At 70.6% G+C, this 26,220-nt stretch carries 24 protein-coding genes, 1 tRNA gene and 1 pseudogene; 7 read left to right on the top strand and 19 right to left on the bottom strand.

All coding sequences use genetic code 11. The features are described 5' to 3' along the window. Positions 1 to 8: 8 nt before the first annotated feature. The 4 genes from ACFQS1_RS31345 (at position 9) to ACFQS1_RS31330 (ending at position 2,728) form a co-directional block, all read left to right on the top strand. Positions 9 to 356 carry an STAS domain-containing protein gene (locus ACFQS1_RS31345; RefSeq protein WP_378975389.1) on the top strand — a complete coding sequence of 116 codons (348 nt, stop codon included), beginning with the start codon at positions 9 to 11 and terminating at the stop codon, positions 354 to 356. Positions 357 to 581: 225 nt separating this feature from the next. Further along, positions 582 to 887: a hypothetical protein gene (locus ACFQS1_RS31340; RefSeq protein WP_378975387.1), complete on the top strand. Its 306-nt coding sequence runs from the start codon at positions 582 to 584 to the stop codon at positions 885 to 887. An 89-nt stretch (positions 888 to 976) separates the two neighbouring features. Then, on the top strand, positions 977 to 1,969 hold the full coding sequence (locus tag ACFQS1_RS31335) for a diacylglycerol/lipid kinase family protein (RefSeq protein ID WP_378975385.1): 993 nt from the start codon (positions 977 to 979) through the stop codon (positions 1,967 to 1,969). 240 nt (positions 1,970 to 2,209) lie between these two features. Further along, on the top strand, positions 2,210 to 2,728 hold the full coding sequence (locus ACFQS1_RS31330; RefSeq protein WP_378975383.1) for a hypothetical protein: 519 nt from the start codon (positions 2,210 to 2,212) through the stop codon (positions 2,726 to 2,728). A 48-nt stretch (positions 2,729 to 2,776) separates the two neighbouring features. Here the strand turns inward: ACFQS1_RS31330 and ACFQS1_RS31325 are convergent, their stop codons facing one another. After that, the gene (locus ACFQS1_RS31325) at positions 2,777 to 4,141 is read right to left on the bottom strand and encodes an AI-2E family transporter (protein WP_378975382.1); all 1,365 of its coding nucleotides are present in this window, start codon (positions 4,139 to 4,141) and stop codon (positions 2,777 to 2,779) included. Positions 4,142 to 4,480: 339 nt separating this feature from the next. Between ACFQS1_RS31325 and ACFQS1_RS31320 the strand changes: the two genes are divergently transcribed. Beyond that, positions 4,481 to 4,654, top strand: a complete 174-nt coding sequence (locus ACFQS1_RS31320) for a hypothetical protein (protein ID WP_378975380.1) — start codon at positions 4,481 to 4,483, stop codon at positions 4,652 to 4,654. 779 nt (positions 4,655 to 5,433) lie between these two features. Here ACFQS1_RS31320 and ACFQS1_RS31315 read toward each other — a convergent pair. The 7 genes from ACFQS1_RS31315 to cmk all read right to left on the bottom strand — a co-directional run bounded on the left by ACFQS1_RS31315 (position 5,434) and on the right by cmk (position 12,507). Then, positions 5,434 to 6,930: an RAD55 family ATPase gene (locus ACFQS1_RS31315; RefSeq protein ID WP_378975378.1), complete on the bottom strand. Its 1,497-nt coding sequence runs from the start codon at positions 6,928 to 6,930 to the stop codon at positions 5,434 to 5,436. Next, entirely contained in the window at positions 6,927 to 7,304 is a 378-nt protein-coding gene (locus ACFQS1_RS31310; RefSeq protein WP_378975376.1) for a response regulator, read from the bottom strand. Before ACFQS1_RS31310 ends, ACFQS1_RS31315 begins: the two co-directional genes overlap by 4 nt. A 469-nt stretch (positions 7,305 to 7,773) precedes the next feature. Then, positions 7,774 to 8,721: a nitroreductase gene (locus ACFQS1_RS31305; protein WP_378975374.1), complete on the bottom strand. Its 948-nt coding sequence runs from the start codon at positions 8,719 to 8,721 to the stop codon at positions 7,774 to 7,776. Next, complete coding sequence (locus tag ACFQS1_RS31300) at positions 8,718 to 9,167, bottom strand: DUF5994 family protein (RefSeq protein WP_378975372.1); 450 nt, start codon at positions 9,165 to 9,167, stop codon at positions 8,718 to 8,720. Before ACFQS1_RS31300 ends, ACFQS1_RS31305 begins: the two co-directional genes overlap by 4 nt. A 1,144-nt stretch (positions 9,168 to 10,311) precedes the next feature. Continuing rightward, positions 10,312 to 10,385 (bottom strand) — tRNA-Pro (locus tag ACFQS1_RS31295). 50 nt (positions 10,386 to 10,435) lie between these two features. After that, positions 10,436 to 11,830, bottom strand: a complete 1,395-nt coding sequence (gene der / locus ACFQS1_RS31290; RefSeq protein ID WP_378975370.1) for a ribosome biogenesis GTPase Der — start codon at positions 11,828 to 11,830, stop codon at positions 10,436 to 10,438. After that, positions 11,827 to 12,507 (bottom strand): (d)CMP kinase, encoded by a 681-nt coding sequence (gene cmk / locus ACFQS1_RS31285; RefSeq protein WP_378975368.1) that lies wholly within the window; start codon positions 12,505 to 12,507, stop codon positions 11,827 to 11,829. The genes der and cmk overlap by 4 nt, the downstream gene beginning before the upstream one ends. Before the next feature lie 105 nt (positions 12,508 to 12,612). On the opposite strand from cmk, the gene ACFQS1_RS31280 reads away from it, so the two are divergent. Next, positions 12,613 to 13,305 carry an enoyl-CoA hydratase-related protein gene (locus tag ACFQS1_RS31280; RefSeq protein ID WP_378975366.1) on the top strand — a complete coding sequence of 231 codons (693 nt, stop codon included), beginning with the start codon at positions 12,613 to 12,615 and terminating at the stop codon, positions 13,303 to 13,305. Positions 13,306 to 13,309: 4 nt separating this feature from the next. On the opposite strand, the gene ACFQS1_RS31275 is transcribed toward ACFQS1_RS31280, so the two are convergent. The 7 genes from ACFQS1_RS31275 to ACFQS1_RS31245 all read right to left on the bottom strand — a co-directional run bounded on the left by ACFQS1_RS31275 (position 13,310) and on the right by ACFQS1_RS31245 (position 21,603). Continuing rightward, positions 13,310 to 14,890, bottom strand: a complete 1,581-nt coding sequence (locus tag ACFQS1_RS31275; RefSeq protein ID WP_378975364.1) for a methyl-accepting chemotaxis protein — start codon at positions 14,888 to 14,890, stop codon at positions 13,310 to 13,312. Continuing rightward, positions 14,887 to 15,966, bottom strand: coding sequence for a multiple monosaccharide ABC transporter substrate-binding protein (gene chvE, locus ACFQS1_RS31270; protein WP_378975362.1), 1,080 nt, complete (start codon positions 15,964 to 15,966; stop codon positions 14,887 to 14,889). The genes ACFQS1_RS31275 and chvE overlap by 4 nt, the downstream gene beginning before the upstream one ends. A 381-nt stretch (positions 15,967 to 16,347) precedes the next feature. Beyond that, positions 16,348 to 17,106 (bottom strand): pseudouridine synthase, encoded by a 759-nt coding sequence (locus ACFQS1_RS31265; protein WP_378975360.1) that lies wholly within the window; start codon positions 17,104 to 17,106, stop codon positions 16,348 to 16,350. Then, positions 17,075 to 17,824, bottom strand: coding sequence for an SMC-Scp complex subunit ScpB (gene scpB / locus ACFQS1_RS31260; RefSeq protein WP_378975411.1), 750 nt, complete (start codon positions 17,822 to 17,824; stop codon positions 17,075 to 17,077). Before scpB ends, ACFQS1_RS31265 begins: the two co-directional genes overlap by 32 nt. Positions 17,825 to 18,531: 707 nt before the next feature. Further along, entirely contained in the window at positions 18,532 to 19,596 is a 1,065-nt protein-coding gene (locus ACFQS1_RS31255; protein ID WP_378975409.1) for a segregation and condensation protein A, read from the bottom strand. Positions 19,597 to 19,711: 115 nt separating this feature from the next. Continuing rightward, positions 19,712 to 20,386, bottom strand: coding sequence for a response regulator (locus tag ACFQS1_RS31250; RefSeq protein ID WP_378975358.1), 675 nt, complete (start codon positions 20,384 to 20,386; stop codon positions 19,712 to 19,714). Beyond that, on the bottom strand, positions 20,383 to 21,603 hold the full coding sequence (locus tag ACFQS1_RS31245) for a sensor histidine kinase (RefSeq protein ID WP_378975356.1): 1,221 nt from the start codon (positions 21,601 to 21,603) through the stop codon (positions 20,383 to 20,385). The genes ACFQS1_RS31250 and ACFQS1_RS31245 overlap by 4 nt, the downstream gene beginning before the upstream one ends. 133 nt (positions 21,604 to 21,736) lie before the next feature. Between ACFQS1_RS31245 and ACFQS1_RS31240 the strand changes: the two are divergent. After that, positions 21,737 to 22,189, top strand: a pseudogene (locus tag ACFQS1_RS31240) (DedA family protein); the annotation flags it as partial. 191 nt (positions 22,190 to 22,380) lie between these two features. On the opposite strand, the gene ACFQS1_RS31235 reads toward ACFQS1_RS31240, so the two are convergent. From ACFQS1_RS31235 to ald, 4 genes are all read right to left on the bottom strand, one after another. Beyond that, positions 22,381 to 23,049, bottom strand: coding sequence for a zinc metalloprotease (locus ACFQS1_RS31235; protein WP_378975354.1), 669 nt, complete (start codon positions 23,047 to 23,049; stop codon positions 22,381 to 22,383). Between the two features lie 3 nt (positions 23,050 to 23,052). After that, positions 23,053 to 23,985: a ParA family protein gene (locus tag ACFQS1_RS31230; RefSeq protein ID WP_378975352.1), complete on the bottom strand. Its 933-nt coding sequence runs from the start codon at positions 23,983 to 23,985 to the stop codon at positions 23,053 to 23,055. Between the two features lie 114 nt (positions 23,986 to 24,099). Next, positions 24,100 to 24,996, bottom strand: coding sequence for a site-specific tyrosine recombinase XerD (gene xerD / locus ACFQS1_RS31225; protein ID WP_378975407.1), 897 nt, complete (start codon positions 24,994 to 24,996; stop codon positions 24,100 to 24,102). Beyond that, the gene (ald, locus tag ACFQS1_RS31220) at positions 24,993 to 26,108 is read right to left on the bottom strand and encodes an alanine dehydrogenase (protein ID WP_378975350.1); all 1,116 of its coding nucleotides are present in this window, start codon (positions 26,106 to 26,108) and stop codon (positions 24,993 to 24,995) included. The genes xerD and ald overlap by 4 nt, the downstream gene beginning before the upstream one ends. Between the last annotated feature and the right edge of the window lie 112 nt (positions 26,109 to 26,220).

Raw genomic sequence — 26,220 nt, 5'->3', positions numbered from 1 at the left:
GTGTCATCGTGGTGCCGGAGAACAGCAAGTGTGTCGTCACCATCGTCGCGCGTGACGACCGTACCGTCTGGATGCGTCTTCTCGGCGCGCTGGACATCGACGCCGACCCGGTCCTCGCCGCGGCCGTCACCCGCCTGAGTGAGCTGGCGCCGCGCGCGGTGGTCCTCGACCTCGCCGGGGTCACGTTCGCGGGGGCCACGCTCTGCCACTTCCTGGTCCGCACACGCACGACTGTTCCCGGCGCGTCGATCCTCATCCGGAACGCCTCGCCGCAGGTCCAGTTCGTCATGACGGCGACCGGCATCGACGGCCTTGTCGTGGACGGTGTGGAGCGGCTGCCCCGGAGCGCCGGCTGACCGGGCCCGCCGCCCATGGCACAGGACGGGCCGATGAGTGTCGAACCATTCGGCCGAACAGGTTCTGCCGCACCGTTTGAGCCCCACCTTTCCGGGTACTCCTGAATTGACAGCGGCAAATAACTTCCGCCGACCGAGCCGATCATCCGGCCCATTGTTTCCGCCAGCCGCATGCCGTCGACAAACGATGTGCCGGTCGCGGTTTCATGGCTTTTGGAGAATTTCTTGACCAGTCCCAGACTCGAAACTTCCCGGCACGACGTGACCGCCGCCAACGGGGTTGCGCGCCGCCGCCCGGCCGAGACCAAGGCCGCCTTCAAGACCACCGAGTTCATCGCGTACGTGGTCATCACGGTCGCGATCCTCATCGCCTCCCTGGTCGTTGACGGCAACGGCAACGGCGACAACGGCAGCGGCGCCGACTACTTCCGCGCCGACCGCGCCTGGCTCTACATCACACTGCTGACCATCGGCTACATGGTCAGCCGCGGTCTGGCCAAGGCCGGCACCCGCGCCGACGACAATTCCTGATCGCACCCGCCGGCGCCGCCACCCCGAGTTCCGGGGTGGCGGCGTCCGTGGTCTCCCGCCCCTTTCACCGATCCCGAGGACATCCCGCCATGCCAGCACCGATCCCATCCCGGCCGGCGCAACCCGGTGTGCTGCAGACGGCCGTCGTCGTCAACCCCACCAAAGTGCCCGACCTCGACGAGCTGCGCCGGACCATCGCCGGCGCGCTGACAGCCGCCGGCTGGCCCGAGCCGATGTGGCTGGAGACCACGGTCGACGACCCCGGCGCCGGCCAGTGCGCGCAGGCGGTCCGAGACGGCGCCGAGCTCGTCTTCGCCTGCGGTGGTGACGGCACGGTGATGGCCTGCGTAACCGCTCTCGCCGGAACCGACGTCGCGCTGGCCGTACGGCCGGCCGGCACCGGCAACCTGCTGGCCGCCAATCTGGGACTGACCGACGACGTTGCCACGGCCGTCGAGGTCGTCCTGCAGGGCGGCCGCCGGCGCATCGACGTCGGCGCCGTCGGCGAGCAGAGCTTCGCCGTGATGGCCGGCATGGGCTTCGATGCCCACATGCTCGACGCGACCAACGCCACCGCGAAAAAGCACATCGGCTGGCTCGCCTATGTGGCCGGAGCCGCCAGACACCTACGCGACAGGCCCATGCGGATCAGCATCAGACTCGACGACCACACGGCGTTCACCCGCCGCCCCCGCACCGTCATCGTCGGCAACGTCGGCCGCCTGCAGGGTGGCATGCGACTGCTCAACAATGCCCGGCCCGACGACGGGCTTCTCGACGTCGCCGTGCTGAGCCCCCGCACGCTACGGCACTGGGCCGCCCTCGGCTGGGGCGTCCTGCGCCGCAAGGACACCGTCGCCCGGATGGAGACCTTCACCGCCGGCCGCGTGGAGATCCGCAGCAACCGTGCTCAGCCCCGCCAGCTCGACGGCGACCTCATCGACCCCGGCAAGCACCTACTGGTCACCGTACGGCCGGAAGCACTCCTGCTCTGCGTGCCGCAACCGGCGACCGACCCCGACCTCGCCCACGACGCCGGCGCCGTCCGCCGCGAAGCGGACGAGGTCCGCGCCCTGCGATAGCAGCGGCACCACCGGGTTTGCGCAGGCCGGCCGGGGGCACCCCAGAGATGTCAGAGCTTTCCGCCATCCGGCAGTGCCGGGGGCTACCGTCCGATCGCAGCGGCCCAGCATGAGCGCCGCACTCCGCGGGCGGTCGGTCCAGCCGGATCCACGGTCCTCCGCCGCCTCGACCCGGGTACGCCGAGCGCCCACCGTCACACCACGATCCGTACCCTGCACGACCTCGGCGCCGCAGTCTGGATGGGCGGTTCCCTCATGGGCGCGGTCGGCCTCAACGGCGCCTCGCAGGACGTCGCCGACGCCGGCGAACGTACGCTGATCGCCTCCAGCGGCTGGGCCCGGTGGGCCCCGGTGTCCGCCGCGGCGATCGCCGCGCACCTGGCCGGAGGGCTGGGCCTGCTCATCGTCAACCGGGGCCGGGTGGCCGGCCAGTCCGGCGTCACGTCGAACACCATCATCAAGACCGCGGTGACCGTCGCGGCGCTGGGCGCCACCGCGTACAGCGGCCTTCTCGGTGCGCGGATCGCCCGGGCCGGCCGGGTGCCGGCCGAGGGGGGAACCGAGCCGGCGCAGAACACGCCGGACGAGGTCGCGGCGACGCTGCAGCAGCAACGCCTCCTCCAGTGGGCCATCCCGGCGCTGACCGGCACGATGATCGCGATGGGGCGCAGCAGGGTGAGCAGCAGCGCCCCACCCAGATGTGGAGCGGCATGGCCGGCAAGCTGTCCGGCGTACTGGGCCGCTGACCGCTTGAGCTGACGACCGCCTCCGCCCGCACCTCGGCGAAGGCGGTTTCCGTTCACCCGGTCATCGTTCGGCACCCGCCGGCGCGACGGCCGGGTGGTCGCCGCTTGCGGTCACCGAGGTTTCCATCGGGGGAAGCACCGGCTCCTCCTTCTGGTCCCCGTCGGGGCCTCTCACGGGCTCCGGCCCGTCGGCACTCACGGTGCCCGGCGGCTCGCGATCCGGGGTGGGTTCCCCGTCCGGGTGGCCGACCAGATAGCGGACCGCGGTGTTGACCACCGCGAGCAGCGGGACGGCGACCAGGCCGCCGATGATGCCGGCGACGAGGACACCGGTCGCGATGGAGAGGATGACGGCCAGCGGGTGCAGCGCCACGGCGCGTCCCATGATCACCGGCTGCAGGACGTGGCCCTCCAGCTGCTGCACGGCGATCACGACGCCGAGCACGATGAGCGCCTTGACCGGCCCGACGGTGACCAACGCGACCAGTACGGCCACCGCACCGGTCAGCGTGGCACCGATCACCGGGATGAAGCCACCCAGGAACACCAGCGCCGCCAGTGGCAGCGCGAGCGGGACGCGCAGTACGCCCAGGCCGGCGCCGATGCCGACGGCGTCGACCAACGCCACCAGCACGGTGGCGCGCACATAGGAGACCAGGGTGTGCCAGGAGTAGTGCCCCGCCCGGGCCGCCCGGATGCGGGCACCACGGGGAAGCAGCCGGCAGAGGAAGGTCCAGATCTGGCCGCCGTCGCGCAGGTAGAAGAACAGTGTGAACAGCACGAGAAAGAAGCCGGCCACGAGCTCGCCGACGGTGGCGGCGGTGCTCAGTGCGCCCGTGGTGAGCGCGCTCTGGTTGTCGGTGATTGACGTCCTCAGCCGGTCCAGACCGTCGCTGAGCTGGGTTTGGGACAAATGCAGCGGACCCTGTACGAGCCAGTTCTGCACCTCGGCGATACCGTCGCCGACCTGCGCGCTCAGATCGTCGAGTTGTGAGATGAAAGTCTGCACAATCAGCGCGAGACCGCCGAAGACCACGAGCAGCGCGGTGAGCAGGACGAGCCCGGCCGCGAGCGAACGGTTCATCCCCCGCTTTCGCAGGGCGGCGGCGACCGGTTCGAACATCGCCGCCAGCAGCAGCGCGACCACGACGGGGATCACCACCACGCGCAGGAGGCTGACCATCCGGATCAGCAGATAGGCGGCCCCGACCAGCAGGATGATCCGCCATGCCCAGGCGCCGGCGGTACGCACCCCGCGCGGGACCCCGTCGTCGACGGTGGCAGCGCGCTCCACGAGCGTCACCCGGGTGGTCGCCCCGCCGAGTTCCGGGGCGGCGGTGAACGGCGGGACTATGGGCCTGCGCCGGGCGGCGGCGAGCCGTTCCCGTACGCGTTGACGAGCGGTGTCGCGCCAGACCATGGACATAGCTCGGCTCCTTGCTTCAGGAGGCACATCGGACCGTCACGACGCGACAGCGGACCAGGGGCGTCCGGACGGGAACACGCCTCGGGAGGGCGCGGACGGCGGGTGCCGTAGGCGAGAAGGGCCGCAAGGGTCCGGACGGCCGCCGCGAGCGCCGGCAAGGCAGCCGCGGCAGTGAGCGTCATGCCTGAGGCGTACCCGGAACGGGTTCGGGCAAAACGCCCCCCCGCCCGCACCGTCCTCGTCATGCAGGCCACCGCGGCGAAGGGCAGGCACCGGACAGGCGTACGGTGGACTTGTCGCTCCGGACTTCGCGGCCCTATCCGTCAGGAGACCAGACAGATGACCATCTCCAAGGCGGCCGTCATCACCGCCCTCCGCCAGCGCGGCCAGCACTCCAGGGCCGACTTCGTCGACCGGGAACTGCCCGACCGCATCGACCCCACTCGCCATGGCGGGCTGCTGGCCACGCTCCACCTTGATCCGTCCGAGTTTGCCGAAGCCGACCCGGCCTGACGGAAACGGCCGTCGCCGACCCGCATGACCGAGGCGTGGGCGCGGCGGTTTTCGATCCCCGTCACCCCACAGCGGCCCACACCTCTTCGCCTTCGTGCGACGGAACGGTGCCCCACGAGGCCGCTGTCGCGTGCACCAGCGCAGTCCCGCCCCCGTTCGTCGAGCGCGGCCTCGAGGTCCGCGAGCCTCAGGTCACTCGGTGCGGGAACCTGCTGACGCAGTCGTGAACCGTCACGTGCGGTCGGTGCGGGTCTGCGACGACCAAAGCTGCTCCGAGGCACCCTGTCAGATGTGGTGCGACACCGGAGGCTGGGGCAGCGGGCCGCAGACAAGCGCCATCCCCGACACCGCAACGCTATCTCGCAGCGGTCGGGGTTGCTGATCACCGTGAGAGTGAAGCCGGCAGCGGCATGTCACGGTCGGTTCGTACGGTGGGCCGGCCGCCCCCTCGACTGCCGGCCCAACCGTACGGCTCGTCTCAAGGAGGCTTCTGCCCCTACAGAAGAGGCCTTGACACATCGATGCTGCGGGACATCGATGACACCGGGGTCCGGGGTGACACTGCGACGTTACCTGTGTGCAGTCGGTGCCGGAAGGCTTTCCCCCGGAACCGGCCAAGGCCGCCACCAAGCCCCGCTGTCGCAACTCGGCTACCCGTACCCGATGATCCGCTTCGGCCGTCACGCCACGTAAGCCGCCTCACCGGAATCGCCGCGCCGGACGGCCGCTCCGGTGCGGCATGATGATAATGCGAGATCCAAGCAATGCGGTGAGGTCATTCAATGGTTTGTGGGGGCATCGACCGCGGCCGCCTGACTCGTAGCGGTCCCGTCGTGGCCTGATGGAGTCGGCCAGTCGCGCAGGGAGCTCCAGCCGAGCATCCCAGTAAGGTCGTGGAGTCGGTCGCCGACGCTGAGGCCTTCGTCGGCGATACGGCAGGTGTACATGCCGTTGTCGTGGCGGCTGTTGCGCATCTTCAGGACGTTGACGGCCCGGCCGATCTCGGATCGGTGTTCGATGTAGCGGACCGGAACCACGTTGTGGAACAGGAACATCAGTCCGACCAATGGTTCCTCCATCGGCCCGAACGTTCTGGTCTCGCTGGTGACCCACAGGGACGCGCCGGCGGCCCGGACAACGCCGAGCAGGCTGCGAAGGTAGGCAGGGAACCGTTCGGCCTCCCGCGCGGCGTGGACCATCTCGGCCAGATTGTCGATCACGACCCGGGTGATCGCACTGTCGGTGAGACGGTGGCGGATCACCGAGGCCAGGACATCGAGGTCGAGGTCGCCTACGGGTACGTGGGAGATCACCAACTGGTCACCGGCACGGGCGGCGGCGAAGTCCCAACCGAACGTGCCTGCCATGTCGACCAGCTGATCCACGGTGTCCTGGAAGGCGATGTAGAGGCACCGCTCGCCTCGGGCCAGGCCTTCGGCGACGAAGTTCAGACAGCTGATCGTCTTACCCACCCCGGACGGTCCCAAGACAAGAGTGGCGTCACCGTGCGGTATACCGCCGCCCATCAACGCATCCAGGCCGGGGACGCCCGACGGGATCCGCTCGACCTTGGCCGGTACGTCGTGCGGCAGCAACGACTCGACCCGGGGATACACCTGCAGGCCCTGGGTGGTGATCTGCACCGTGTGCGTGCCGCCGAGATGGTCGGCGGCGCGCATTTTGACCACCCGCAGGCCGCGCCGGTCGACCGGCTCGCGGGACTGATGCGACAGCTGCACGATGCCGTCGGCCAGGGTGAACTCCGCTCCTGTCTGCATGTCCTCAGGGGTGTACTCACCCAGCAGCAGCAACACCGCCCTGCTGTGCGCGACACGGCTGGAAAGGTCGTAGAGCGCCATCCGCAGAGCGTGCTCGCCGACGAAGTCGCGCAGCATCTTGCTGCTGTCGATGACCACCAGGACCGGCTCGTCGTCGAGGGCCCTGCGGACCACCTCGTTGATCAGCGGTTCGAGGTCGTTGTCGCCGGTGTCGCGCAGCATGTCACCCAGGTGCACGTACTCGACCTTCGGCCCCAGGGCCGTCGGGTCGAAGAACGCGAAGCCCCGCAGGTGCTCCACCAGTTTGGAGTGGGGCTCCGACAAGGTCGTGTAGTAGACGGCCTTGTTCTCGGCGGTGGCGTTGGTGAAACAAATCTGCTGCGCCAGGATGGTCTTACCCGAACCGGGCGGCCCGGCCACGACCACGACCGAGCCCGGCTGCAGCCCACCGCCGAGGATCAGGTCGAGGTCCGCCAGCCCCGTCGACAGCCACTTCACTTCGTGCCCCGCCCTTGTTGAAGCAGCTCCTCAGCCGCTGCGAGTATCTCGGCGCGCAGGTACGGCTTGGCCAGCGCGGTGTCAGCATCGACCGCCAACTGCCAGTCCCCGCTCACCGAGAGGATCGGAATCGCCGTAGTCACCGGGTCGGCCCGCAGCCGACGGATGAGCTCCACGCCACCCATCACCGGCATCATCATGTCCGTCACCACCAGATCCGGCGGCGACTGATGCACAGAGGCGAGCGCGGCGGCGCCGTCGCCGGCCTCGGTCACCTCGTGACCGGCACGGGTGAAGTACCGCCGCAGGATGAACCGAAGATCCGGCTCGTCATCGACCACCAGAATCCTGCCCACCGCACCCCGTTCGTCCACCAGGCGTCTCCAGTGCCCTGACCCAGATCAGGGTATACCTGGGCAATATCAACCAAAGCCCGCTCGCTCAATCGCGGCCGCGGCGAACCTGCTATCGCCGAGCGTCTGCGATCCGGCACGTCCCCCGACCGTCAGCGGCCGCCCGTTGGCCGAACCTCAACCGGGCACCCGAAATCTGCACCGAGTCGGTCGCCAGCTCGGCGCGACCAGGTCTGCCATCTCGGGTTTGTGGCCGTGAAGCTCCTCCAGTAAGTAGTGCGGCGGAGCTTCGCGTGCGACTGGAGGCGCCGGGTAGCACGAGGACGGACCCGACGCGACGGTACGCTTGCGACGAGTCCGCGGCACCGGGTGAGTCCGTCACGCCCAGCCCCGGGGGGGAATCTCCGCGGGCGTCCACCAGTTCTTCGCCCGATGCGCCAAGCCCGCCGGCGAAGCAGCGGCTGGCCCGGTGTGGTCCTGGCGGTCATTGTCAGCGGGGAAGCTCCATGTTCTGAGCGGCCGTCAGCCTTGGGGTGGGCGGTGCGATCGCTTCGGTGGCGTGGTGACCCAGGCGCATCATCAGATACGGACAGCCGAGGTCGGGTACGGCGCCTCGCAGAGTTTCGCGGGCATCGGCGTGTTCGACCGGCGCACTGAACGGCAGAACCGACACCCCGAGTCCGGCGGCAACGAGTGATCCGGCGGAAAGCGCCTCGCCCGCGTGCAACCAGTCGAGGTCCTGATCACGGGAGCCGTGCAGCACCGCGAAGGTCGCCGCCCGGTCGTGCTCGCCGTGCGCGATGGGCGACCTCAGGTCGTTGAGGGCGCCGGCGATGCGATCACTGCCGGCCCACAGAGCCAGTTCCGCGTGCCACTGTGCGTCGGCCGGTTCGGTGTTGCGGGCGTGGGCGGTCGTCACGGTGAGCTGGAGGATCTGGTCTGAGCGTAGCACCGCGACGCGGACGTGCTGAGCTTCGAAGGCCGCAGTGATGGTCCGCAGATCCCCCGGCTCGACCGGGCTACCGGTGACCGCGCGTGGATCGGTGTGGCGCAGCCGGATGGCCCGCGCCAGGCCGGCGGTGTCCCGGCTGACCGGAGCAGACCCGTCGATGTGCAGGCGCGCCAGGTGGGTCGGGTCGGCAGCGTCGGGCCGGCGCGTCACCGTCGCCCGCCAGCCTCGCGCGGCGAGGGTGAGGCGGGCGTGATGCAGGGCGGCGCCACAGCTGATCGTGGCAAGTCGCCCGTCGGGGTCGGGGAACTCCCGCATTCGATCCTGGTCCACGAACAGGTCCAGCGCGCCGTTGCTCACCCGCCACCGCCACGGCTGCGTGTTGTGCGCCGACGGCGCCCGCCCCGCCGCGGTGACAGCCCGGTAGAAGGCCTCGTTCATGATGCGATGGCTGACCGGGCGTACCCCGCTGAGCGCGGCCGGCGTCATCGAACTGCCCGCTTCGGCAGCAGGCCGAGCCCGCCTCCCTCGCTCTGACAGCCATCCTGATCCCGTCCCGTTCCCGGCCGGCCCAATGCGCCGAATGCTGGTCCGGGCGGCGCCACACGCACGGTGAACATACCGCCGTCGGCGCAGAGCACCGTCATCATGGACGGGGACTGCCCGGCCAGGTAGCCGAGGGTCACCGTACGGCCGTCCGTGATGATCTCGTGCGGTCGGGCCGCCCAGCCTCCGACGCTCAGCAGCAGCCGTGTCACCGGACCCCGGACGTGTTCGAGGACCGGCACCAGAACACGCAACTCCGCGTCGAGGTCGGCCGAACTCGGCCACCAGCCCGCGTCAAGCAGCGTGTGACGAAATCCCTTCGGCTCCAGCTGCGCCTGAGGCGGTCCGCAGGCGGCTGCTGAATCAGGCTGGTAGGTCGGCGATGCCATGAGACGTTCCCGTCGTCCGGGACCAACGCAGGCGCGGGCCCAGCCCGACGACAAGGGCAAGACGAGGTCCACCGAGGCCGGTGAAGGGCGCGGCCTCCAGCAGCTGCCGGGCCGCGCACGCCGGCCGAGACCGGCACCGATGACGAAGCCATCGGTCACCACCGACTGTACGCGCTCTCGCCTCGCATGCGCGAATGTCGTCGACCGGCCTACGCAATCCGACACCCAGCGTCCAGCACGCCGGCGAGGTCCTCCGGCCGATCGACGTGCCTGCGGCGGTCGGAGTGGAGACCCCCTGCACCTGTTTCGTGGCCGGTTTGGCGGCGCAGCAACCGGGCACTCGGACCCAACGTTCGTCAAGATTCAGGCAGCCCCCGCTGTTGTCAGTGTGTTGATGGAGCGACCGTGACGGCTACCGACACATCCCCCGGCATTAGGGCCGTCGGACCGAGCCGGCGACCACAGCGCCACGCGATACCGCATACTCCGCCTTGTCGCGGGTAAATCGGACAGCAACCGCCGACCGCGTTTCGATCACCCAAGGGTCGGGTCCGAAGCGGCATCAGTCTCCCGCGCCTGCTCACCGAGATAGGCGGCAAGTTGCGAGACCGCGGGCACGTAGTGGTCTCCGGATGGTTCCCGGCCCGCAACGACCGATCCCAGTCCCTGAGCAGCAGCGCCCACGCCTCGGCCCGCACACTCTCGATCTTCAACGCCCGCCTCCAGTCAAGGGGTCGCTGACTACCGCCGCAACCGCCCGAGTCAAGGGGTCACCAAGCGGCGTGCTCATATTCCACCCTGGAACGCCGCCACCGTGCGGTGCCGGCTCACGAGTAAAGGGTCGTGCCTCTGCCCCGCGACCTCAAGGCCGTACACCCGAACGGCCAACACAGCGCACTGACCTGCAGCAACGCCTAACGACGCCGCCAGGCGAAGTGGATCAGCAATGGAAGAGGCACGCCGAGTCAAGGGTTCTACAGAAGCGGTCGCTTGCCAGAAAAAAGCGGCTCTGAGCTGGTAAAACATTGCCCAGAGGCTCGTACACGCGAGCCCCTAGTAAAGGGGTCAATCGACGCCATGCATCGTTGGACATCAATAAAAAGAACGTCTCGCAAGCCTATGACCTGCGAAGACGTTCCAAAAGTCGGGCTGACAGGATTTGAACCTGCGACCCCTTGACCCCCAGTCAAGTGCGCTACCAAGCTGCGCTACAGCCCGATGCCACCCGGCACCTAACACCGCGCGGCAACCTCTACACCTTACAACCTCTACCCATGCGCCTTTCCACGACCCCCCGGCCCCGTCTTCTTCCGCGGCTTCACCGACAGCTCGATCGGCGACCCCTCGAACCCGAACTCCTCCCGGAGCTTGCGCTCGATGAACCGCAGATACCCCGCGTCCAGCGGCCCGGTGGTGAACAGCACGAACCGCGGCGGCGCCACCCCCGCCTGCGTAGCGAACAACACCCGGGGCGCCCGCCCCCCGCGCACCGGGTGCGGCGTGGCCTGTGTCAAGGCGGTCAGCCACTGGTTCAGCGCCCCGGTCGAAACCCGCTGCTCCCAAGAATCCAAACTGCGCCGCAGCGCCGGCGCCAGTTTGTCGACCGCGCGTCCGGTCTTGGCGGAGATGTTGACCCGGATCGCCCACGGGATGCGCTTGAGCTCGCGGTCGATCTCCTTGTCGAGATAGATCCGGCGGTCGGCGTCGACCAGGTCCCACTTGTTGAAGGCGATCACCAGGGCCCGGCCGGCCTCGACGACCTGGGTCAGCACCCGCTGGTCCTGCTCGCTGATGACCTCGGCGGCGTCGAGCAGCACGACGGCGACCTCGGCGGCCTCGACGGCGCCGGCGGTGCGCAGCGACGCGTAGTACTCGGTGCCGGAGGCCTGGTTGACCCGCTTGCGCAGGCCGGCGGTGTCGACGAACTGCCAGACCTCGCCGTCCATCTCGACCAGCGAGTCGACGGGGTCGACCGTCGTGCCGGCTACCGAGTCGACGACGGCGCGCTCCTCTTTCGAGAGCTTGTTGAGCAGCGACGACTTGCCGACGTTGGGGCGGCCGACCAGGGCGACCCGGCGGGGGCCGCGCGGGCCGCCCTCGACGATGGGGGGCGGGTCGGGGAGGGCGGCGAGGATGTCGTCGAGCAGGTCGCCGGAGCCGCGGCCGTGCAGGGCGGAGATGGGATGCGGCTCGCCGAGCCCCAGCGACCAGAGCGACACCGCTTCCATCTCCAGCGAAGCGTTGTCGGCCTTGTTGGCGACCAGGATCACCGGTTTGTGGCTGCGCCGCAGCATCTTGACGGCGGCCTCGTCGACGTCGGTGGCGCCGACGGTGACGTCGACGACGAAGACCACCACGTCGGCGGTCTGGACGGCGATCTCGGCCTGGGCGGCGATGGCGGCGGCGCGGTCGCGGGCGTCGGGCTCCCAGCCGCCGGTGTCGACGACGGTGAAATGCCGGCCGTTCCACTGGGCGTCGTAGGGGACGCGGTCGCGGGTCACCCCGGGGACGTCCTCGACTACCGCCTGGCGGCGGCCGATGATGCGGTTGACCAGGGTTGATTTGCCGACGTTGGGACGGCCGACGACGGCGACGACCGGCACCGGACCGGGCGACGAATCCGAAATATCCGGAATGTCGAGTCCGGCGGAAAGCTCACTCACTGACTCACCCTGCTATTCAGAAGCTTCAAGAGGTACGCGACAACCTCGTCGATCCCCATCCCGGTCGTGTCGACCGAAATGGCATCGGAAGCCTGCCGCAGCGGATCCGCGGCCCGAGAGGAGTCGAGCTTGTCGCGCCGCGCCAGGTCGGCCGACGTGGCGGCCACATCGGTGGCGTCCTCGGCGCTGCGCCGGGCGGCCCGCGCGGCGGCGGACGCGGTCAGATACACCTTGAGGTCGGCGTCGGGAGCGACCACGGAGGCGATGTCGCGGCCCTCGACCACGATCCGCGGCTCGCCGGCGATGATCGCCTGCTGCAGGGCCACGAGGTGGCGCCGCACGGCCGGCACGGCGGCGACCGCCGACACGGCGCCGGTGACCTCGGGCCCGCGGATCGGGCCGTCGACCGGGACGCCGTTGGCCGCGAAGCTCGGCGCCAGCGGATCGGTGCCGATCGACAACTCGGTCTCCAGCACGATCTTCGCGATCGTCTCGGGATCGGCCAGGTCGGCCCCGGCCTGCAGCACGGCCCAGGTCACCGCGCGGTACATCGCGCCGGTGTCGAGGTACACCCCGTCGATGGCGGCGGCGAGTCGCCGGGAGACGGTGGACTTGCCCGAGCCCGAGGGCCCGTCGACGGCCACCACGCATTTCTCCGGCCGCACTTCTTCCGCCACCGTTCCTCCCGAATCCGCTCGCCCAACCGTCCCATTGTGCCCGCCGTGGAAAGCATCGACGAACTAGGGTATGTTACTGACGAGTAATAACGGAGGGAGCGACACATGCCCACGCTCGACCGCCACGACGCCGTCTTCGTCCTCGACCTCGGCGCCTCCGACAACCGCTTCCATCCCGACTGGATGACGAGCATCAACGCTTTGCTGGACGAGGTGGAGAAGGGCGACGAGCCGTGCGCGCTCGTCACCACCGCGACCGGCAAGATCTGGTCCAACGGCCTCGACCTCGAGTGGCTCGGCGAGCATCCGGAGCAATTCGCCACCTACATCACCGCGGTGCACGCCCTGCTGGCCCGGTTCCTCAGCCTGCCGATGGTCACCGTCGCCGCTCTGCAGGGGCACACGTTCGCGGCCGGGGCCATGCTCAGCCTCTGTCACGACCTGCGCGTCATGCGCGCCGACCGCGGCTACTGGTGCCTGCCCGAGGCCGACATCAACATTCCCTTCTCGGTCGGCATGAGCGCGCTGATCCAGTCGCGGCTGACGCCGCCGGCCGCGCACGAGGCGATGGTCACGGCCCGTCGTTTCGGCGGTCTTGACGCGTACGCGAAACAGATCGTCGACGAGGCGGTGACCGAACCCGAGGTGCGCGCCCGTGCGATGGCCCTCGCTCAGCAGCACGCCGCCAAGGCGGGGCCGGCACTGCGGACGATCAAGACCAGGATGTACGCCGACGCGCTGGCCAAGCTGCGGGCCGAGGACGGCAGTGTCGCCGAGCCGCAGCTGTTCCGGGCCTGACCGCTCAGACCCGGAACTGACCGACCAGGGCCTGCAACCGGTTCGCCATCGCGCTCAGCTCGGCGACCGCGTCCTTCGACTGGGACACGCCCTGGTTGGTCACCCGGGACGTCTCGGCCAGCCCGTCGACGGTGGCCGCGATGCCGCCGACGCCGGTGGCCGCCGCGGCCACGCCCCGGTTCATCTCCGCGGTCGTCGCCGTCTGCTCCTCGACCGCGCTGGCGATCGTGGTCTGGAAGTCGCTGATCCGGGTGATGACCGAGCTGATCTCGCCGATCGCCTGGACCGCGCCGGCCGTGTCGGCCTGGATGGTCTCGACCCGCCGGGAGATGTCCTCGGTGGCCTTGGCCGTCTCCATCGCCAGGTCCTTGACCTCGCCGGCGACGACCGCGAAGCCCTTGCCGCTCTCCCCGGCCCGGGCCGCCTCGATCGTCGCGTTGAGCGCCAGCAGGTTGGTCTGCGCGGCGATCTGCGTGATCACCTTGACCACGGTGGCGATCTCCTCGGACGAGGCGCCCAGCTTGCCGACCTGCGCGTTGGTGTGCTCGGCGATCGACACGGCCCGTTCGGCCACCCGGGCCGCCTCGGCGGCGTTGTGCGCGATCTCGCCGATCGACGCGCCCATCTCCTCGGCGCCGGCCGCGACCGCCTGCACGCTCTCCGAGACCGTGCCGGCGTCCTGGGCGACCTGCTCGCTCTGCCGCGCCGATTCCTGCACGGCGTCGGCCATCACCGCCGAGTTCGACGACAGCTCCTCGGCCGCGGCCGCCACCGCGGTCGCCGACTCGGTGACCGAGCCGACCACGCCGCGCATCTCGGCCAGGGCGGTGTCGAGGTCGCGGGCCATCTGGCCGACCTCGTCCCTGGCCGTCACGTCGGCCGAAGCGGTCAGGTCGCCGCCGGCGACGGCGCGCAGGGCGTGGCGCACCCGGACGAGCGGCCGGGTGATCGACACGACCACGATCCAGGCCAGGGCGACGACCACCAGCGCGGCCACGCCGACCGTGGCCCACATGACGCGGTTGGCCGTGGCCCGTTCGGCGGCGGCCGCGGACTCGGCGGCGGCGACGACCCCGGCGAACTCGGCGCGCTCGTTGCGCAGCACGGCGGAGACCAGGTAGTTGTCCACGCCGATCTGCGCCCAGCCCAGCCGGGCGGTGGTGAGGTCGTTCTGCGCGCCGGTCACGTACCGGGTGACGACGTCGATGTACTCCTCGTAGACCGTGCGCAGCTCGGCGACGCTCGCGGTCTGCGCGGACGGCAGGTCGGCCGCGGCGAGCTGGTCGAGCAGGGCGCGGCTCTCCTGGACCGCCCCGCCGAGCGCGGCCTTCTGATCGGCCGGGTGGGGCCGGGCGATGGCCTCCAGGCCGTTCGCCTTCAGCTCGCTGGCCAGGCGGTTCAGCTGCATCACGTACGTGCCGGCGAGGTTCAGCCGTTTCAGGTTGTCAGCGGTGCGGGTGGCCTGCGCTGAGGTGCGGCTGCTGACCACCAGGCAGGTGAGCAGCGCCAGCACGCTCACCGCGACCAGCGCGCTCAGCTTGACGGCGACCGGCCGGTCGAGGAACGCGGAGGCGAGGCGTTTCATGCCAGGTCCCCTTCCGAGTAGTAGCCACCGTCGATCAGCACCGACCGGAGGTTCGCCTTCTCCACGCTGACCGGCTGGAGCAGGAACGCCGGGACCACCTCTTCGCCGTTGTCGTACGTGGTGGTGTCGTTGATCTCGGGCTTCTCGCCGGAGAGCACCTTGTCGGTCATCTGCACGGCGACCTTCGCCAGCTCCCGGGTGTCCTTGTAGACGGTCTGCGTCTGGACGCCCTGGTCGACCAGCTTCACCGAGTCGAGCTCGGCGTCCTGGCCGGTGATCACCGGCAGCTTGCCGTAGCCGGCCTCCCGCAGCGCGCCGATCAGGGCCCGCGCGATGCCGTCGTTGGGCGCCAGCACCGCGTCGAGGCGCTCGCCGGTGAGCAGCTTCTTCATCCGGGCGGCGGCGTTCGCGCCCTCCCACTTGGCCGTCGCGGCCTGGGCGAAGGTGGTCTGCCCGCTCGGCACGACCAGCGTGCCGGCCTTGAGGTACGGGCGGAGCACGCTCATCGCCCCGTTGAAGAAGAACGTGGCGTTGTTGTCGTCGGCCGAGCCGGCGAACAGCTCGATGGTGTGCGCCTTGCCGGCGGAGCGCAGGCCGAGCCGGTTCACGATCGTGGTCGCCTGCAGCACGCCGACCTTGAAGTTGTCGAAGCTGGCGTAGTAGTCCACGTCGGCCGAGCCGCGGATGAGCCGGTCGTAGGAGATGATCGGGATGTCCTTGGCGTGCGCCCGCTGCAGCGCGTCGGCCAGCACGGTGCCGTCGACGGCGCCGATGACCAGCGCCCGGTCGCCTCGGTCGATCATCTCGTCGAGCTGGGCGGCCTGCTGCTGGGCGTCGTTGTCGGCGTACTTCATGTCGACGCCGTAGCCGAGCGCCTGGAACTGCTTGACCATGTTGTCGCCATCCGCGATCCAGCGCTGTTCCCCGCGGGTCGGCATGGCGATCCCGATCGTGCCGGGGTTGGGGGCGGCGGCGTCGGCCGCGGCCCCGGACGGGTCGGCGCCGGCGCAGCCGGTCGCGCCGATCAGCAGCAACGCGGCGACAGGCAGGCCGAAACGGATCGGCAGGCGGGTCACGGATCCTCCTCGAGAGCTTCCCTCCTCGTCCGGGGGAGGTGTTCCCTATGGTCGACAGGACGTCCCATGACTTGATCGCGACCGATGTGATCTGTCAGACACCCGGGCCGCGTGACTACCGGACCCACATCTGGTCGATCAGCGGAGCGCCGTAATACGGAAACTCCTGATAATTGCCTACCCGGGCGGAGACGTAGATGCTGTCCGTCCCGATGGGCTGAAATCGCAGGCCGCATCGCGGAACCGCCGCGCCATCCGCCCGATTTATCTGCCTATTTCCGGTCGGCGAACTCGGCGCGCAGCGAAGGATGATGAGTCGCCGCGCGCACTTCACCGCAACTTATCAAGATCGCCTCAACCGAGCGCCCACAGGCGGCGACCCTAGGCGTCGCGGGACACGGCCTTGTAGAGCGCGGCGATCTCCGCGTTCGACAAATGCCGGAAGCCGCCCGGCCGCAGGTCACCGAGCCGGATCGGCCCGACCGCCGTACGGATCAGCCGGGTGACCGGATGCCCGACGGCCTCCATCATCCGCCGGACGATGTGCTTGCGCCCCTCGTGCAGGACGATCTCGACCTGGGCGGTCTTGCCGAGCGCGTCGACGAGCTTGAACGCGTCGGCGCGGGCGGGGCCGTCCTCGAGCTCCACCCCGGCGAGCAGCCGCCGGCCCACGGTGCGCGGCAGCGGGCCCATCACCTCGGCGAGGTAGGTCTTGGAGATCCCGTACGACGGGTGGGTGAGCTTGTTGGTCAGCTCGCCGTCGTTGGTGATCAGCAGCAGGCCCTCGCTGTCGGCGTCGAGCCGCCCGACGTGGAACAGCCGCTGGTCGAACTGGCCGAGGAAGTCGGCCAGCTCGGTGCGCCCCTTCTCGTCGTCGAGGGAGGTGACGACGCCGCGCGGCTTGTTCATCGCGATGTAGACGAGCTTGGTGTCGGTGATCACCCGCTGCCCGTCGACCAGGATCTCGGCGGTCGCCGGATCCACCTTGTCGCCGAGCTTGGCGACCTTGCCGTTGACGGTGACCCGCCGCCGGAAGATCAGATCTTCGCAGGCGCGGCGGGACCCCACACCGGCGGCGGCCAGCACTTTCTGGAGGCGTTCGGCGGTGTCAGCCTGGGGCATCGAGCACTTCTTCCACATCGTCGGGCAGGAACGGGGCGAGCGGCGGCAGCTGGTCAACGGAGTTGAGGCCGAGCTTCTCGAGGAACAGCGGCGTGGTGCGATACAGGTGAGCCCCCGTTTCGCCCTCGATGCCGCATTCCTCGATCAGTCCGCGCGTGACAAGCGTACGCATGACCCCGTCGCAGTTGACGCCGCGGATGGCCGAGATCCGCGATCGGGTCACCGGCTGCTTGTAGGCGACGACCGCGAGAGTCTCGAGCGCCGCCTGGGTCAGCCGCACCGACTGCCCGTCGAGGACGAACCGCTCCACGTAGGCCGCGTATTCCGGCCGCGTGTAGAGACGCCACCCACCGGCGGCCCGGCGCAGATCGAAGCCGTGCCCGGCCGCCGTGTACCGCGCCGAGATGTCCTCGAGCAGCGCCGCCACGCGCTCGGTCGGCTGCTCCAGGATCTGGGCGAGCTGCATCTCCGCCACCGGCTCGTCGACCACCAGCAGGATGGCCTCGAGCGCGGCGGTCAACTCACCGTCGTCGGCCAATTCCGGAAGATCATTATCCGTACGGGATCCGGCGTCCCCGACCGCAGCAGCGGGGTCCTTCCGCCGCCCGCCCTGCTCCGGCACCGGGTTCGCGGAACGCGCCGCCCGAGCGTCATCGTCCGCCGCCGGCGTCGTGCTCGACGGGCCGGTTTCGCCGAGGTCCTCCCCCGCCGCGTCATCCCCGTCCCCGAACGGCAGGTCATCGGCCCCGTCATCGCTGACGTCGTCATCGGCGGCCTGGTCGAAGACGTCCCCGGCGTCGTCCCCGTCGGCCGGCAACGGCGCGTCGGCCGGGACGCCGTCCTCGCCCTCCTCCTCGGCCTCCTCCGCCGCTTCCTCCGCCGCTTCCTCGACCGCCTCCGGCAGCGGCAGCTCCGGCCCGACCTCGCCCGCCGACGGCTCCGGCTCCTCCTCGCCCACCTCGATCGGCTGATCGACGCTGACCGGCTCGTCCCCCGCCCCGCCCAGCGCCGCCTCTTCGGGCTCGCCCTCGCCCAGCTCGTCCGAGTCGCCCTGCTCGTCGGAGTCGCCCTGCTCGTCCGCGTCGGCCCGCTCGTCCGAGTCGGCGTCCTCGTCGGAGTCGGCCCGCTCGTCGGGGTCGGCCCGCTCGTCGCCCTCGGCCTGCTCGTCGCCCTCGGCCTGCCCGCCCGCGTCCTCCGCCCGGCTGGACGTCCAATACCCGGGTGGGTTGGCACCCTCGAAGGCCTCGTCGTAGTCGTCATCGTCGGAGATCTCCGCCTCCGACCGCACCTCATCGTCGTCGGGCTGCTCCTCGCCGTCGCCCGCCGCCGCGCGCGCCTCGGCCTCGGCCTGATATGCCCGGTCCGGCGTCCGCGGCTGCCGCTCCCACGGCGGCACCCAGGCCGCCGCCTGCTGCGCCAGCGATTCGGGCTGCTCGTCGTTGCTCACGATCGTTCCTCCACCACGGCCGCACCCGCGACGTCGCCCCCGCCGGACACGTCGCCGAACTCTTCGTCATCGCCCCGGCCCGACTCCCCGTCGAACCCGTCGTCCGCGTCGAGGGCGTTCCCCTCCGCGGACAGATCCGAACCACCCGAACCACCCGGCCCCTCCGGCGGCGGCTCGGCGGCCTGATCCGGCTCCGGCTTGCTGCCCTCATAGTCGTCGATGTCGAGCTCCACGTCGGCCGCGTCGCCGCCGACCCAGCGGACGGTCAGCTCGTCCAGCGACACCGGCTGCTCGAACTCGATCAGGCCCTCGCGGTACAGCTCGAGCAGCGCCAGGAACCGGGCGACCACCTCGAGCGTGTTCGCGCAGTCGGCCACCAGCAGCGTGAACGTGGCGCTGCCGGCCCGGCGCAGGCGGTCGCGCAGCAGCTGGGCGTGCTCGCGGACGCTGACCCGGGCCTGGTGGATGTGCGCGATCGACACCTGGGGCGGGCCGGGCTTGGGGGTGAACTGCTTGAGCGCGAGCTTGAACAACCGCTCGACCCCGACGCCCAGCACCAGGTCGGGCAGGGCCTCGGCGTACCGCGGCTCCATCGAGACGGCCCGGGGATAGCGCTTGGCGCCGGTGCCCTCCAGCTCGGCGATGTGGGCGGCCGCCTCCTTGAACGCCTTGTACTGCAGCAGGCGGGCGAAGAGCAGGTCGCGCGCCTCGAGCAGGGCGAGATCCTCCTCGTCCTCCACCTCGGCGGCGGGCAGCAGGCGGGCCGCCTTGAGGTCGAGCAGGGTCGCGGCGACCAGCAGGAACTCGCTGGCCTCGCCGAGGTCCCAGTCGTCGCCCATGGCCCGGATGTAGGCGATGAAGTCGTCGGTCACCGTGTGCAGGGCGACCTCGGTGACGTCGAGCTTGTGCTTGCCGATCAGCTGCAGCAGCAGGTCGAACGGGCCGGTGAAGTTGTCCAGCCGGACGAGAAATTTGCCCGAATCGTCCCCGGCCGGGACCGCGTCGAGATCCTCGGGGGTCGGCGAAGCGGCGTCGTCAGGCACCTGCTGACCGTAGACCACCGGTACGACGACCTGTTCCGGGCTCACTCCGGCACCTCCGACCGCCTCGAGAACAGCGCTGCGTACCGATACAACGCCGCAGCGTGTCCGCGGGTGACTGGCCCGCCGCGGAAGATCATCCTTGGTTGCCCGGCGTGACCAGTCCGTTCTCGTACCCGAAGACCACGGCCTGCACCCGGTCGCGCAGATCGAGCTTCTGCAGGATCCGGCTGACGTGCGTCTTGGTGGTCTGCTCGGCGATGAACAGCGACGCGGCGATCTCGGCGTTCGACCGGCCGAGCGCCATCAGGCGCAGCACCTCCCGCTCGCGGTCGGTGAGCCCGTTGAGCGCCGTGGCGGCGGCGGGCGGGCGCGGCCTCGACTCGACGAAGTTCTCGATGAGGCGGCGGGTGATGCTGGGCGCCAGCAACGCCTCGCCGGCCGCCACCACCCGCACGGCGCGCAGCAGGTCTTCCGGTTCGCTGTCCTTGAGCAGGAAACCGCTGGCGCCGGCCGCCAGCGCGGCATAGACGTAGTCGTCCAGGTCGAACGTGGTCAGCATCAGCACCCGCGGTGTGTGCCCCTCGATGCGCTCCGGGCCGAGCAGCGCCCTGGTCGCGGCCAGCCCGTCCAGCACCGGCATCCGGACGTCCATCAGCACCACGTCGGGGCGCAGCCGGCGGCACCGCTCGACGCCCAGCTGCCCGTTCTCGGCCTCGCCCACGACCGTGATGTCGTCCTGTGCCTCCAGGATCGCGCGGATGCCCACCCGGATCATCGACTGGTCGTCCACGATCAACGTGCGGATCACTCCTGACCTCCGATCGGCAGCCGCGCCACGACGCTGTACCCACCGTCGTCGCGCGGGCCGCTCTCCAACGTTCCGCCGACAAGTTGCGCCCGTTCCCGCATTCCGGCCAGTCCGTGACCGGCCCGACCGGGCGCCTCCATCGGCTCGGCCGGCCGGGCCGCCGCCTCGTTCACGATCGACAGCATCAGGTCCGGACCTTCAAGATCAAGATCGATCCGGGTACGGGCGCCGGGCGCGTGCCGGATGATGTTGCTCAGCGACTCCTGGACGATCCGATAGCCGGCCACCGCGACGCTCTCCGGGAGCACGACGGTTCCGGCCGCCTCGTGCACCTCGACCGGCACCCCGGCCCGGGCGGCCGACTCGACCAGCTCCGCCAGCCGGTCCAGGCCGGGCACCGGCGCCAGCTCGGCGTCCGCGCTCTCGTCGCGCAGCACGGCCAGCAGCTGCCGCATCTCGCGCATCGTCGAGCGCGCGCCCGCCGCGATCTGCGCGAACTCAGCCTTCGCCGCCGGGTCCAGGTTCTTCAGCCGGTACGACGCCGAGGTCGCCTGCATGTGGATCACCGACATGTTGTGCGCGACGACGTCGTGCAGCTCGCGCGCTATCCGCGTGCGCTCCTCGGCGACCGCCCGCTGGCTCTGCTCGGCCTCGACGTCGCGCCGCGCGTCGGCCAGCTCCCGGCGCACCTCCCGCCACCGGCGGCCGATCAGCACGCCGCCGAGCGCCAGGCCCGCGAAGACCGGGTAGAGGATCATGATCGGCAGCCAGTCGGAGACCTCCCGCTCGCGCGGGTCGAGCAGCATCACCAGCAGCAGCACCAGCTCGATCGCCCAGAAGGTGGCCACCGCCGTGCGCCGGTCGGTACGCGCGGTGGTCAGGCCGACGTGCGCGATCAGGATGATCGCGCCCGCCGCGGTCAGCGGCCAGGTCGGTCCGGCGCCGGACGGGATGGCCACCCCGAGCACCGCGACGGACACCAGCTGAAGCGCGGTCGCCTCGGTCGGCCGGATCCGGATCAGGACCAGCGCGGCGCTCTGCCCGAAGCCCGCCACCAGCGCGATCACCGGCGGCACCGCGAACTCCGTCGCGGCCACTCCCACGTTGAAGAAGAGCATCCCGAGCGCGAACAGGGTCGTGCCCGCCCACCACAGCAGCGGCGCGAGCGCCGGCCGGAGTCGCCGGCGCCGCCGGTCCGTCACCCAGCGCGGCCTCATCCGGCGACCCTAACAAGATCGCCCTCGGGGACGCGTCCAACCGCGGAGGTATCCGGCCCCCTACCCGGGAGGGACCGCGCCCGATACCGAGGGCCGACGCCCCGGCCGGTGCCGCGGGCTCACGCTGCAGCGCATGAACCTGATGACCCTGGTGGAACCGCTGATGGCCGCGCCGGTGCTCTATCCGGTGCTGACCGGGCTGAGCAGCCTGGACGGCGTGCTGCCGATGATCCCGTCGGAGGCCGCGGTGCTGTCCGCGGGCGTGTTCGCGCACGGCGGCACGCCGATCCTGGCGCTGGTCGTGGTGGCCACCGCGCTGGGCGTCTTCATCGGCGACCATCTCGCGTACGGCCTCAGCCGCAGCGTCTTCGGCCCCCGGCTGATCGGCCGGTCCCGGCACGTCAGCCGGGCCGTGGCCGCGGCCGGCCGCCAGCTCGACCGCCGTCCCGCCCTGCTCATCGTGGCCTCGCGGTTCCTGCCGGGCGGACGCGTGGCGATGAACCTGGCCTGCGGGTCGGCCCGGCTGCCGCTGTCCCGGTTCAGCCCGGCCTCGGCGGTCGCCGCGCTGGCCTGGGCCGCCTACACCGCCGGGCTGGGCTTCCTGGGCGGGGCGGCGTTCGCCGAGAACCCGCTGCTCGCCCTGGCCCTCGGCTTCGGCCTATCGCTGGTGTTCGGCGGCGTCGCCGAGCTGGTCCGCCGGGTGGCCGCCCGCCGCCGGACGGCGTCGCGGGACGCCACCGCGCCCGAGCCGGTGACGGTCGCGCCCGTCACGATGGCTCAGCCCCACACCCGCACGAAGAACAGCCCGAGCGCGTCGACGATGCGCAGCAGGAACGGGGCCGGCAGCGGGAACAGGCAGCAGATCAGCAAAATCAGCACGCCGATGTTCTTGTCCTCGAACCACAGCCGCATCCACTGCATGCCGTTGCCGGGGCGGCGCAGCGCGCTGTAGAGCACGCCGAACCCGTCGAGCGGCGGGATCGGGATGAGCGCGAGCAGGCCGAAGCAGACCAGCCCCACGCCGAGCGACAGCAGGATGGCCTGGCCGGCCGGCAGGTCGATGCCGCGCAGCACGTCGGCGGGGCCGATGAAGGCCAGCAGGTCGCCGGGAAAGGCGAACGAGTACGCCGCGATCAGGATCTCGCCGATGACGAGGCAGGTCAGCGGGCCGGCCAGGAACACCAGGGCGGCCCGGCCGCGGCCGCGGTGCCGCGGGATCTCGTCGACCGAGAGCTGCTTGCCCCAGCCCATGCCGCCGATCGCGGCCGCGACCGCGCCGAACGGGTCGACGTCCTCGCGCAGGCGCGGGGTGATCGACTCGCCGCGGTGGGCGAAGCCGAGGCTGCGGGCGGCCAGCCGGATCGCGACCGCGCGCAGCACGAGGGCGAGCAGGAAGGAGCAGACGAGGGCGGCGAACGCCACCGGCGTCCCGAGAGCGAACAGCACGGGTCAGCCGCGTTCGGCCTTGGCGGCGATGACCTCGCGGGCGAGCTGGCGGTAGTTGCGCGCGCCGGAGGACGCCGGGTCGAGGGTGAGGATCGGGGCGCCGGCCACGGTGGACTCGGGGAACTTGACCGTCTTGGTGATGACGGTCTGGTACACCTTGTCGCCGAACGCCTCGACCACGCGCTGCAGCACCTGGCGGCAGTGGGTGGTGCGGGAGTCGTACATGGTGGCCAGGATGCCCTCGAGCTCGAGGTCGAAGTTGAGCCGCTCGCGCACCTTGTCGATGGTGTCGAGCAGCAGCGCCACGCCGCGCAGCGAGAAGAACTCGCATTCCAGCGGGATGAGCACGCCGTGCGCGATGGTCAGCGCGTTGATCGCCAGCAGGCCCAGCGAGGGCTGGCAGTCGATCAGGATGAAGTCGTACTCCTTGCGGACCGAGCGCAGCGCCCGCGCCAGGGCCATCTCGCGGGCGACCTCGTTGACCAGCTGGATCTCGGCGGCCGACAGGTCGATGTTGGCCGGCAGCAGGTGCAGGCCGGCCACGTCGGTCTTGATGATCACGTCCTCGGTGGCGACGTCGTCCTGCATCAGCAGGTTGTAGACGCTCAGGTCGAGGTTGTGCGGGTTGACGCCGAGGCCCACCGAGCAGGCGCCCTGCGGGTCGAAGTCGACGAGCAGGACCTTGCGGCCGTACTCGGCCAGCGCGGCGCCCAGGTTGATGGTGGTGGTCGTCTTGCCGACGCCGCCCTTCTGGTTGGCCAGGGCGATGATCCGCGCGGGGCCGTGCCGGTCGGTCGGCATCGGCTCGGGGATCGGGCGGCGCATCGTGTACGCCGTGGGGTCGGCCGGGCCCAGGTCGGCGCCGAGATCCAGGGAGTTCTGCTGCTCCCGCAGCGTGGAGGTCCAGGCCTCCGCCCGTGATCCGTTGTCCGACATCGCCCTCGCCCCCTTCCGACTCGTGCAGCCGGAGCCGATGCCCGACTGTACGCCACGCGCGGCGCCCGTTCGGGGTGCCGGTCCGGCGTGTCGCCATCTATGGGTGCGCAGCGTCTAACGAGCGCGCGGGTGAGCGGTCGCGTAGACCTCGCGCAGCCGATCCACTGTCACCAGCGTGTACACCTGCGTCGTGGTCACCGAGGCGTGCCCGAGAAGCTCCTGCACGACCCGCACGTCGGCGCCCCCGTCCAGCAGGTGCGTGGCATACGAATGGCGGAGCGTGTGCGGGCTCACCGCCGGGATGCCCGCGGCCTCGGCGGCCCGGTGCAGGATCGTCCAGGCGCTCTGCCGCGACAGCCGTCCCCCGCGGGCGTTGAGGAAGACGGCCGGCGTGCCCTTGCCCCGGGCGGCGAGCGCGGGCCGTCCCCGTACCAGATAATTGTCGATCGCGGCCTTGGCGTACCCACCCACCGGGACCAGCCGCGTGCGCCCGCCCTTGCCGTGCAGGATCGCGGCCGGCTCGCCGGCCAGATCGAGGTCGTCGATGGCCGCGCCCACCGCCTCGGAGATCCGCGCCCCGGTGCCGTAGAGGAACTCCAGCAGAGCCTTGTCGCGCAGGCCGAGCGGCGTGTCGTCGGCCACCGCCAGCAGGCGCTCGACCTGGTCCACGTCGAGCGCCTTGGGCAGTCTCTTCGGGGGCGAGGGCGGCTTGACCTCGGCGGCGACATCGGCCGCGACCAGGCCCTCGCGCGCCGCGAACCGGTGGAATCCCCGCACCGCGCTGATCGCCCGCGCGGCCGACGCCGACGCCAGGCCCTCGTCGCGGAGCGCGGCGAGGTGCGCGGTGACGTCCGCCGCCCGCACGCCGGACAGATCGGAGACCCCCGAGCCATCCAAGAACTTCGCGTACGACGAAAGGTCGCGCCGGTAGGAGGCGAGCGTGTTGCGCGACAGCCCACGCTCGACCGTCAGATGATCGAGATAGGCGTCGATGGCACGCGCGATGTTCAGCTGAGCACCTCGGCGATCGGCCGGACCGGCATGCCGTGCGCCTCCGCGACCGGTCCGTAGGTGACGTGTCCGTCGTACGTGTTCAGCCCGAGGGCGAGCGCGGGGTCGGCCGTCAACGCCGCGCGCCAGCCCAGGTTGGCCAGCTCCAGAGCGTACGGCAAAGTGACGTTGGTGAGCGCGTAGGTGCTGGTGTGGGGCACCGCGCCGGGCATGTTGGCCACGCAGTAGAACATCGACTCGTGCACGCGGTAGACCGGGTCGGCGTGCGTGGTGGGCCGCGAGTCCTCGAAGCAGCCGCCCTGGTCGATGGCGATGTCGACGAGCACGCTGCCCGGCTTCATCCGGCTCACCAGCTCGTTCGAGATCAAGTTCGGAGCTTTCGCTCCGGGCACCAGCACGGCGCCGATCACCAGGTCGGCGTCCACGACGGCTTTCTCGATCTCGTACGCGTTGGAAGCGATCGTCTGCAGATGGCCGCGATAGTCGGCGTCCGCCGCGCGCAGCTTGGCGATGTTGCGGTCGAGCACCAGGACCTCGGCCTGCATGCCCAGCGCGATGGCGGCCGCGTTCATGCCGGAGACCCCGGCCCCGATGACCACCACCTTGGCGGCATAGACCCCGGGCACGCCGCCCATCAGCACGCCGCGCCCGCCGCCGGAACGCATCAGATGGTACGAGCCGACCTGCGGCGCGAGCCGGCCCGCCACCTCGGACATGGGTGCGAGCAGCGGCAGCGACCGGTCGGGCAGCTCCACCGTCTCGTACGCGATGCCGGTGATCTTGCGGTCGACCAGAGCGTCGGTGCACTCCTTGGACGCGGCGAGGTGCAGATAGGTGAAGAGCACCTGGCCGGCTCGCATCCGCGGGTACTCCTCGGCGATCGGCTCCTTGACCTTGAGGATCAGCTCGCCGGTCTGCCAGACGTCGTCGGCCGACGGCAGGATCGTCGCACCGGCCGCCTTGAAGTCACCGTCGGTGATCGACGAGCCGGCGCCGGCGCCCGCCTGCACATAGACCTCGTGTCCGGAGCGGGCGAGCTCGTAGACGCCCGCAGGGGTGATGGCCACCCGGAACTCGTTGTTCTTGATCTCGCTGGGAATGCCGACCCGCACCGCCGACACCGTCCTTTCTCAACGCTGAGGTGACGTCCCGTCACCGCGCAGAGTACCCCCGGATTTGCCCGGCGGACGCCCGATTCGTCCGCTTCAAGAGATCGAACTTCGT

This window comes from Paractinoplanes rhizophilus, from assembly GCF_042664765.1.
In the GTDB taxonomy this organism is placed as follows: Bacteria; Actinomycetota; Actinomycetes; order Mycobacteriales; family Micromonosporaceae; genus Actinoplanes; species Actinoplanes rhizophilus.
This window is presented reverse-complemented; position numbering and strand designations above follow the sequence as displayed.

Excerpts from the sequence above, each read along its gene's own strand:
- ACFQS1_RS31330 (WP_378975383.1), top strand. The coding sequence starts at position 2,210 with ATGGGCGGTTCCCTCATGGGCGCGGTCGGCCTCAACGGCGCCTCGCAG.
- ACFQS1_RS31230 (WP_378975352.1), bottom strand. The coding sequence starts at position 23,985 with ATGTCGGACAACGGATCACGGGCGGAGGCCTGGACCTCCACGCTGCGG.
- ACFQS1_RS31280 (WP_378975366.1), top strand. The coding sequence starts at position 12,613 with ATGCCCACGCTCGACCGCCACGACGCCGTCTTCGTCCTCGACCTCGGC.
- ACFQS1_RS31335 (WP_378975385.1), top strand. The coding sequence starts at position 977 with ATGCCAGCACCGATCCCATCCCGGCCGGCGCAACCCGGTGTGCTGCAG.
- ACFQS1_RS31300 (WP_378975372.1), bottom strand. The coding sequence starts at position 9,167 with ATGGCATCGCCGACCTACCAGCCTGATTCAGCAGCCGCCTGCGGACCG.
- ACFQS1_RS31305 (WP_378975374.1), bottom strand. The coding sequence starts at position 8,721 with ATGACGCCGGCCGCGCTCAGCGGGGTACGCCCGGTCAGCCATCGCATC.
- ACFQS1_RS31245 (WP_378975356.1), bottom strand. The coding sequence starts at position 21,603 with ATGAGGCCGCGCTGGGTGACGGACCGGCGGCGCCGGCGACTCCGGCCG.
- ACFQS1_RS31275 (WP_378975364.1), bottom strand. The coding sequence starts at position 14,890 with ATGAAACGCCTCGCCTCCGCGTTCCTCGACCGGCCGGTCGCCGTCAAG.
- ACFQS1_RS31320 (WP_378975380.1), top strand. The coding sequence starts at position 4,481 with ATGACCATCTCCAAGGCGGCCGTCATCACCGCCCTCCGCCAGCGCGGC.
- ACFQS1_RS31325 (WP_378975382.1), bottom strand. The coding sequence starts at position 4,141 with ATGTCCATGGTCTGGCGCGACACCGCTCGTCAACGCGTACGGGAACGG.
- ACFQS1_RS31265 (WP_378975360.1), bottom strand. The coding sequence starts at position 17,106 with ATGTGGAAGAAGTGCTCGATGCCCCAGGCTGACACCGCCGAACGCCTC.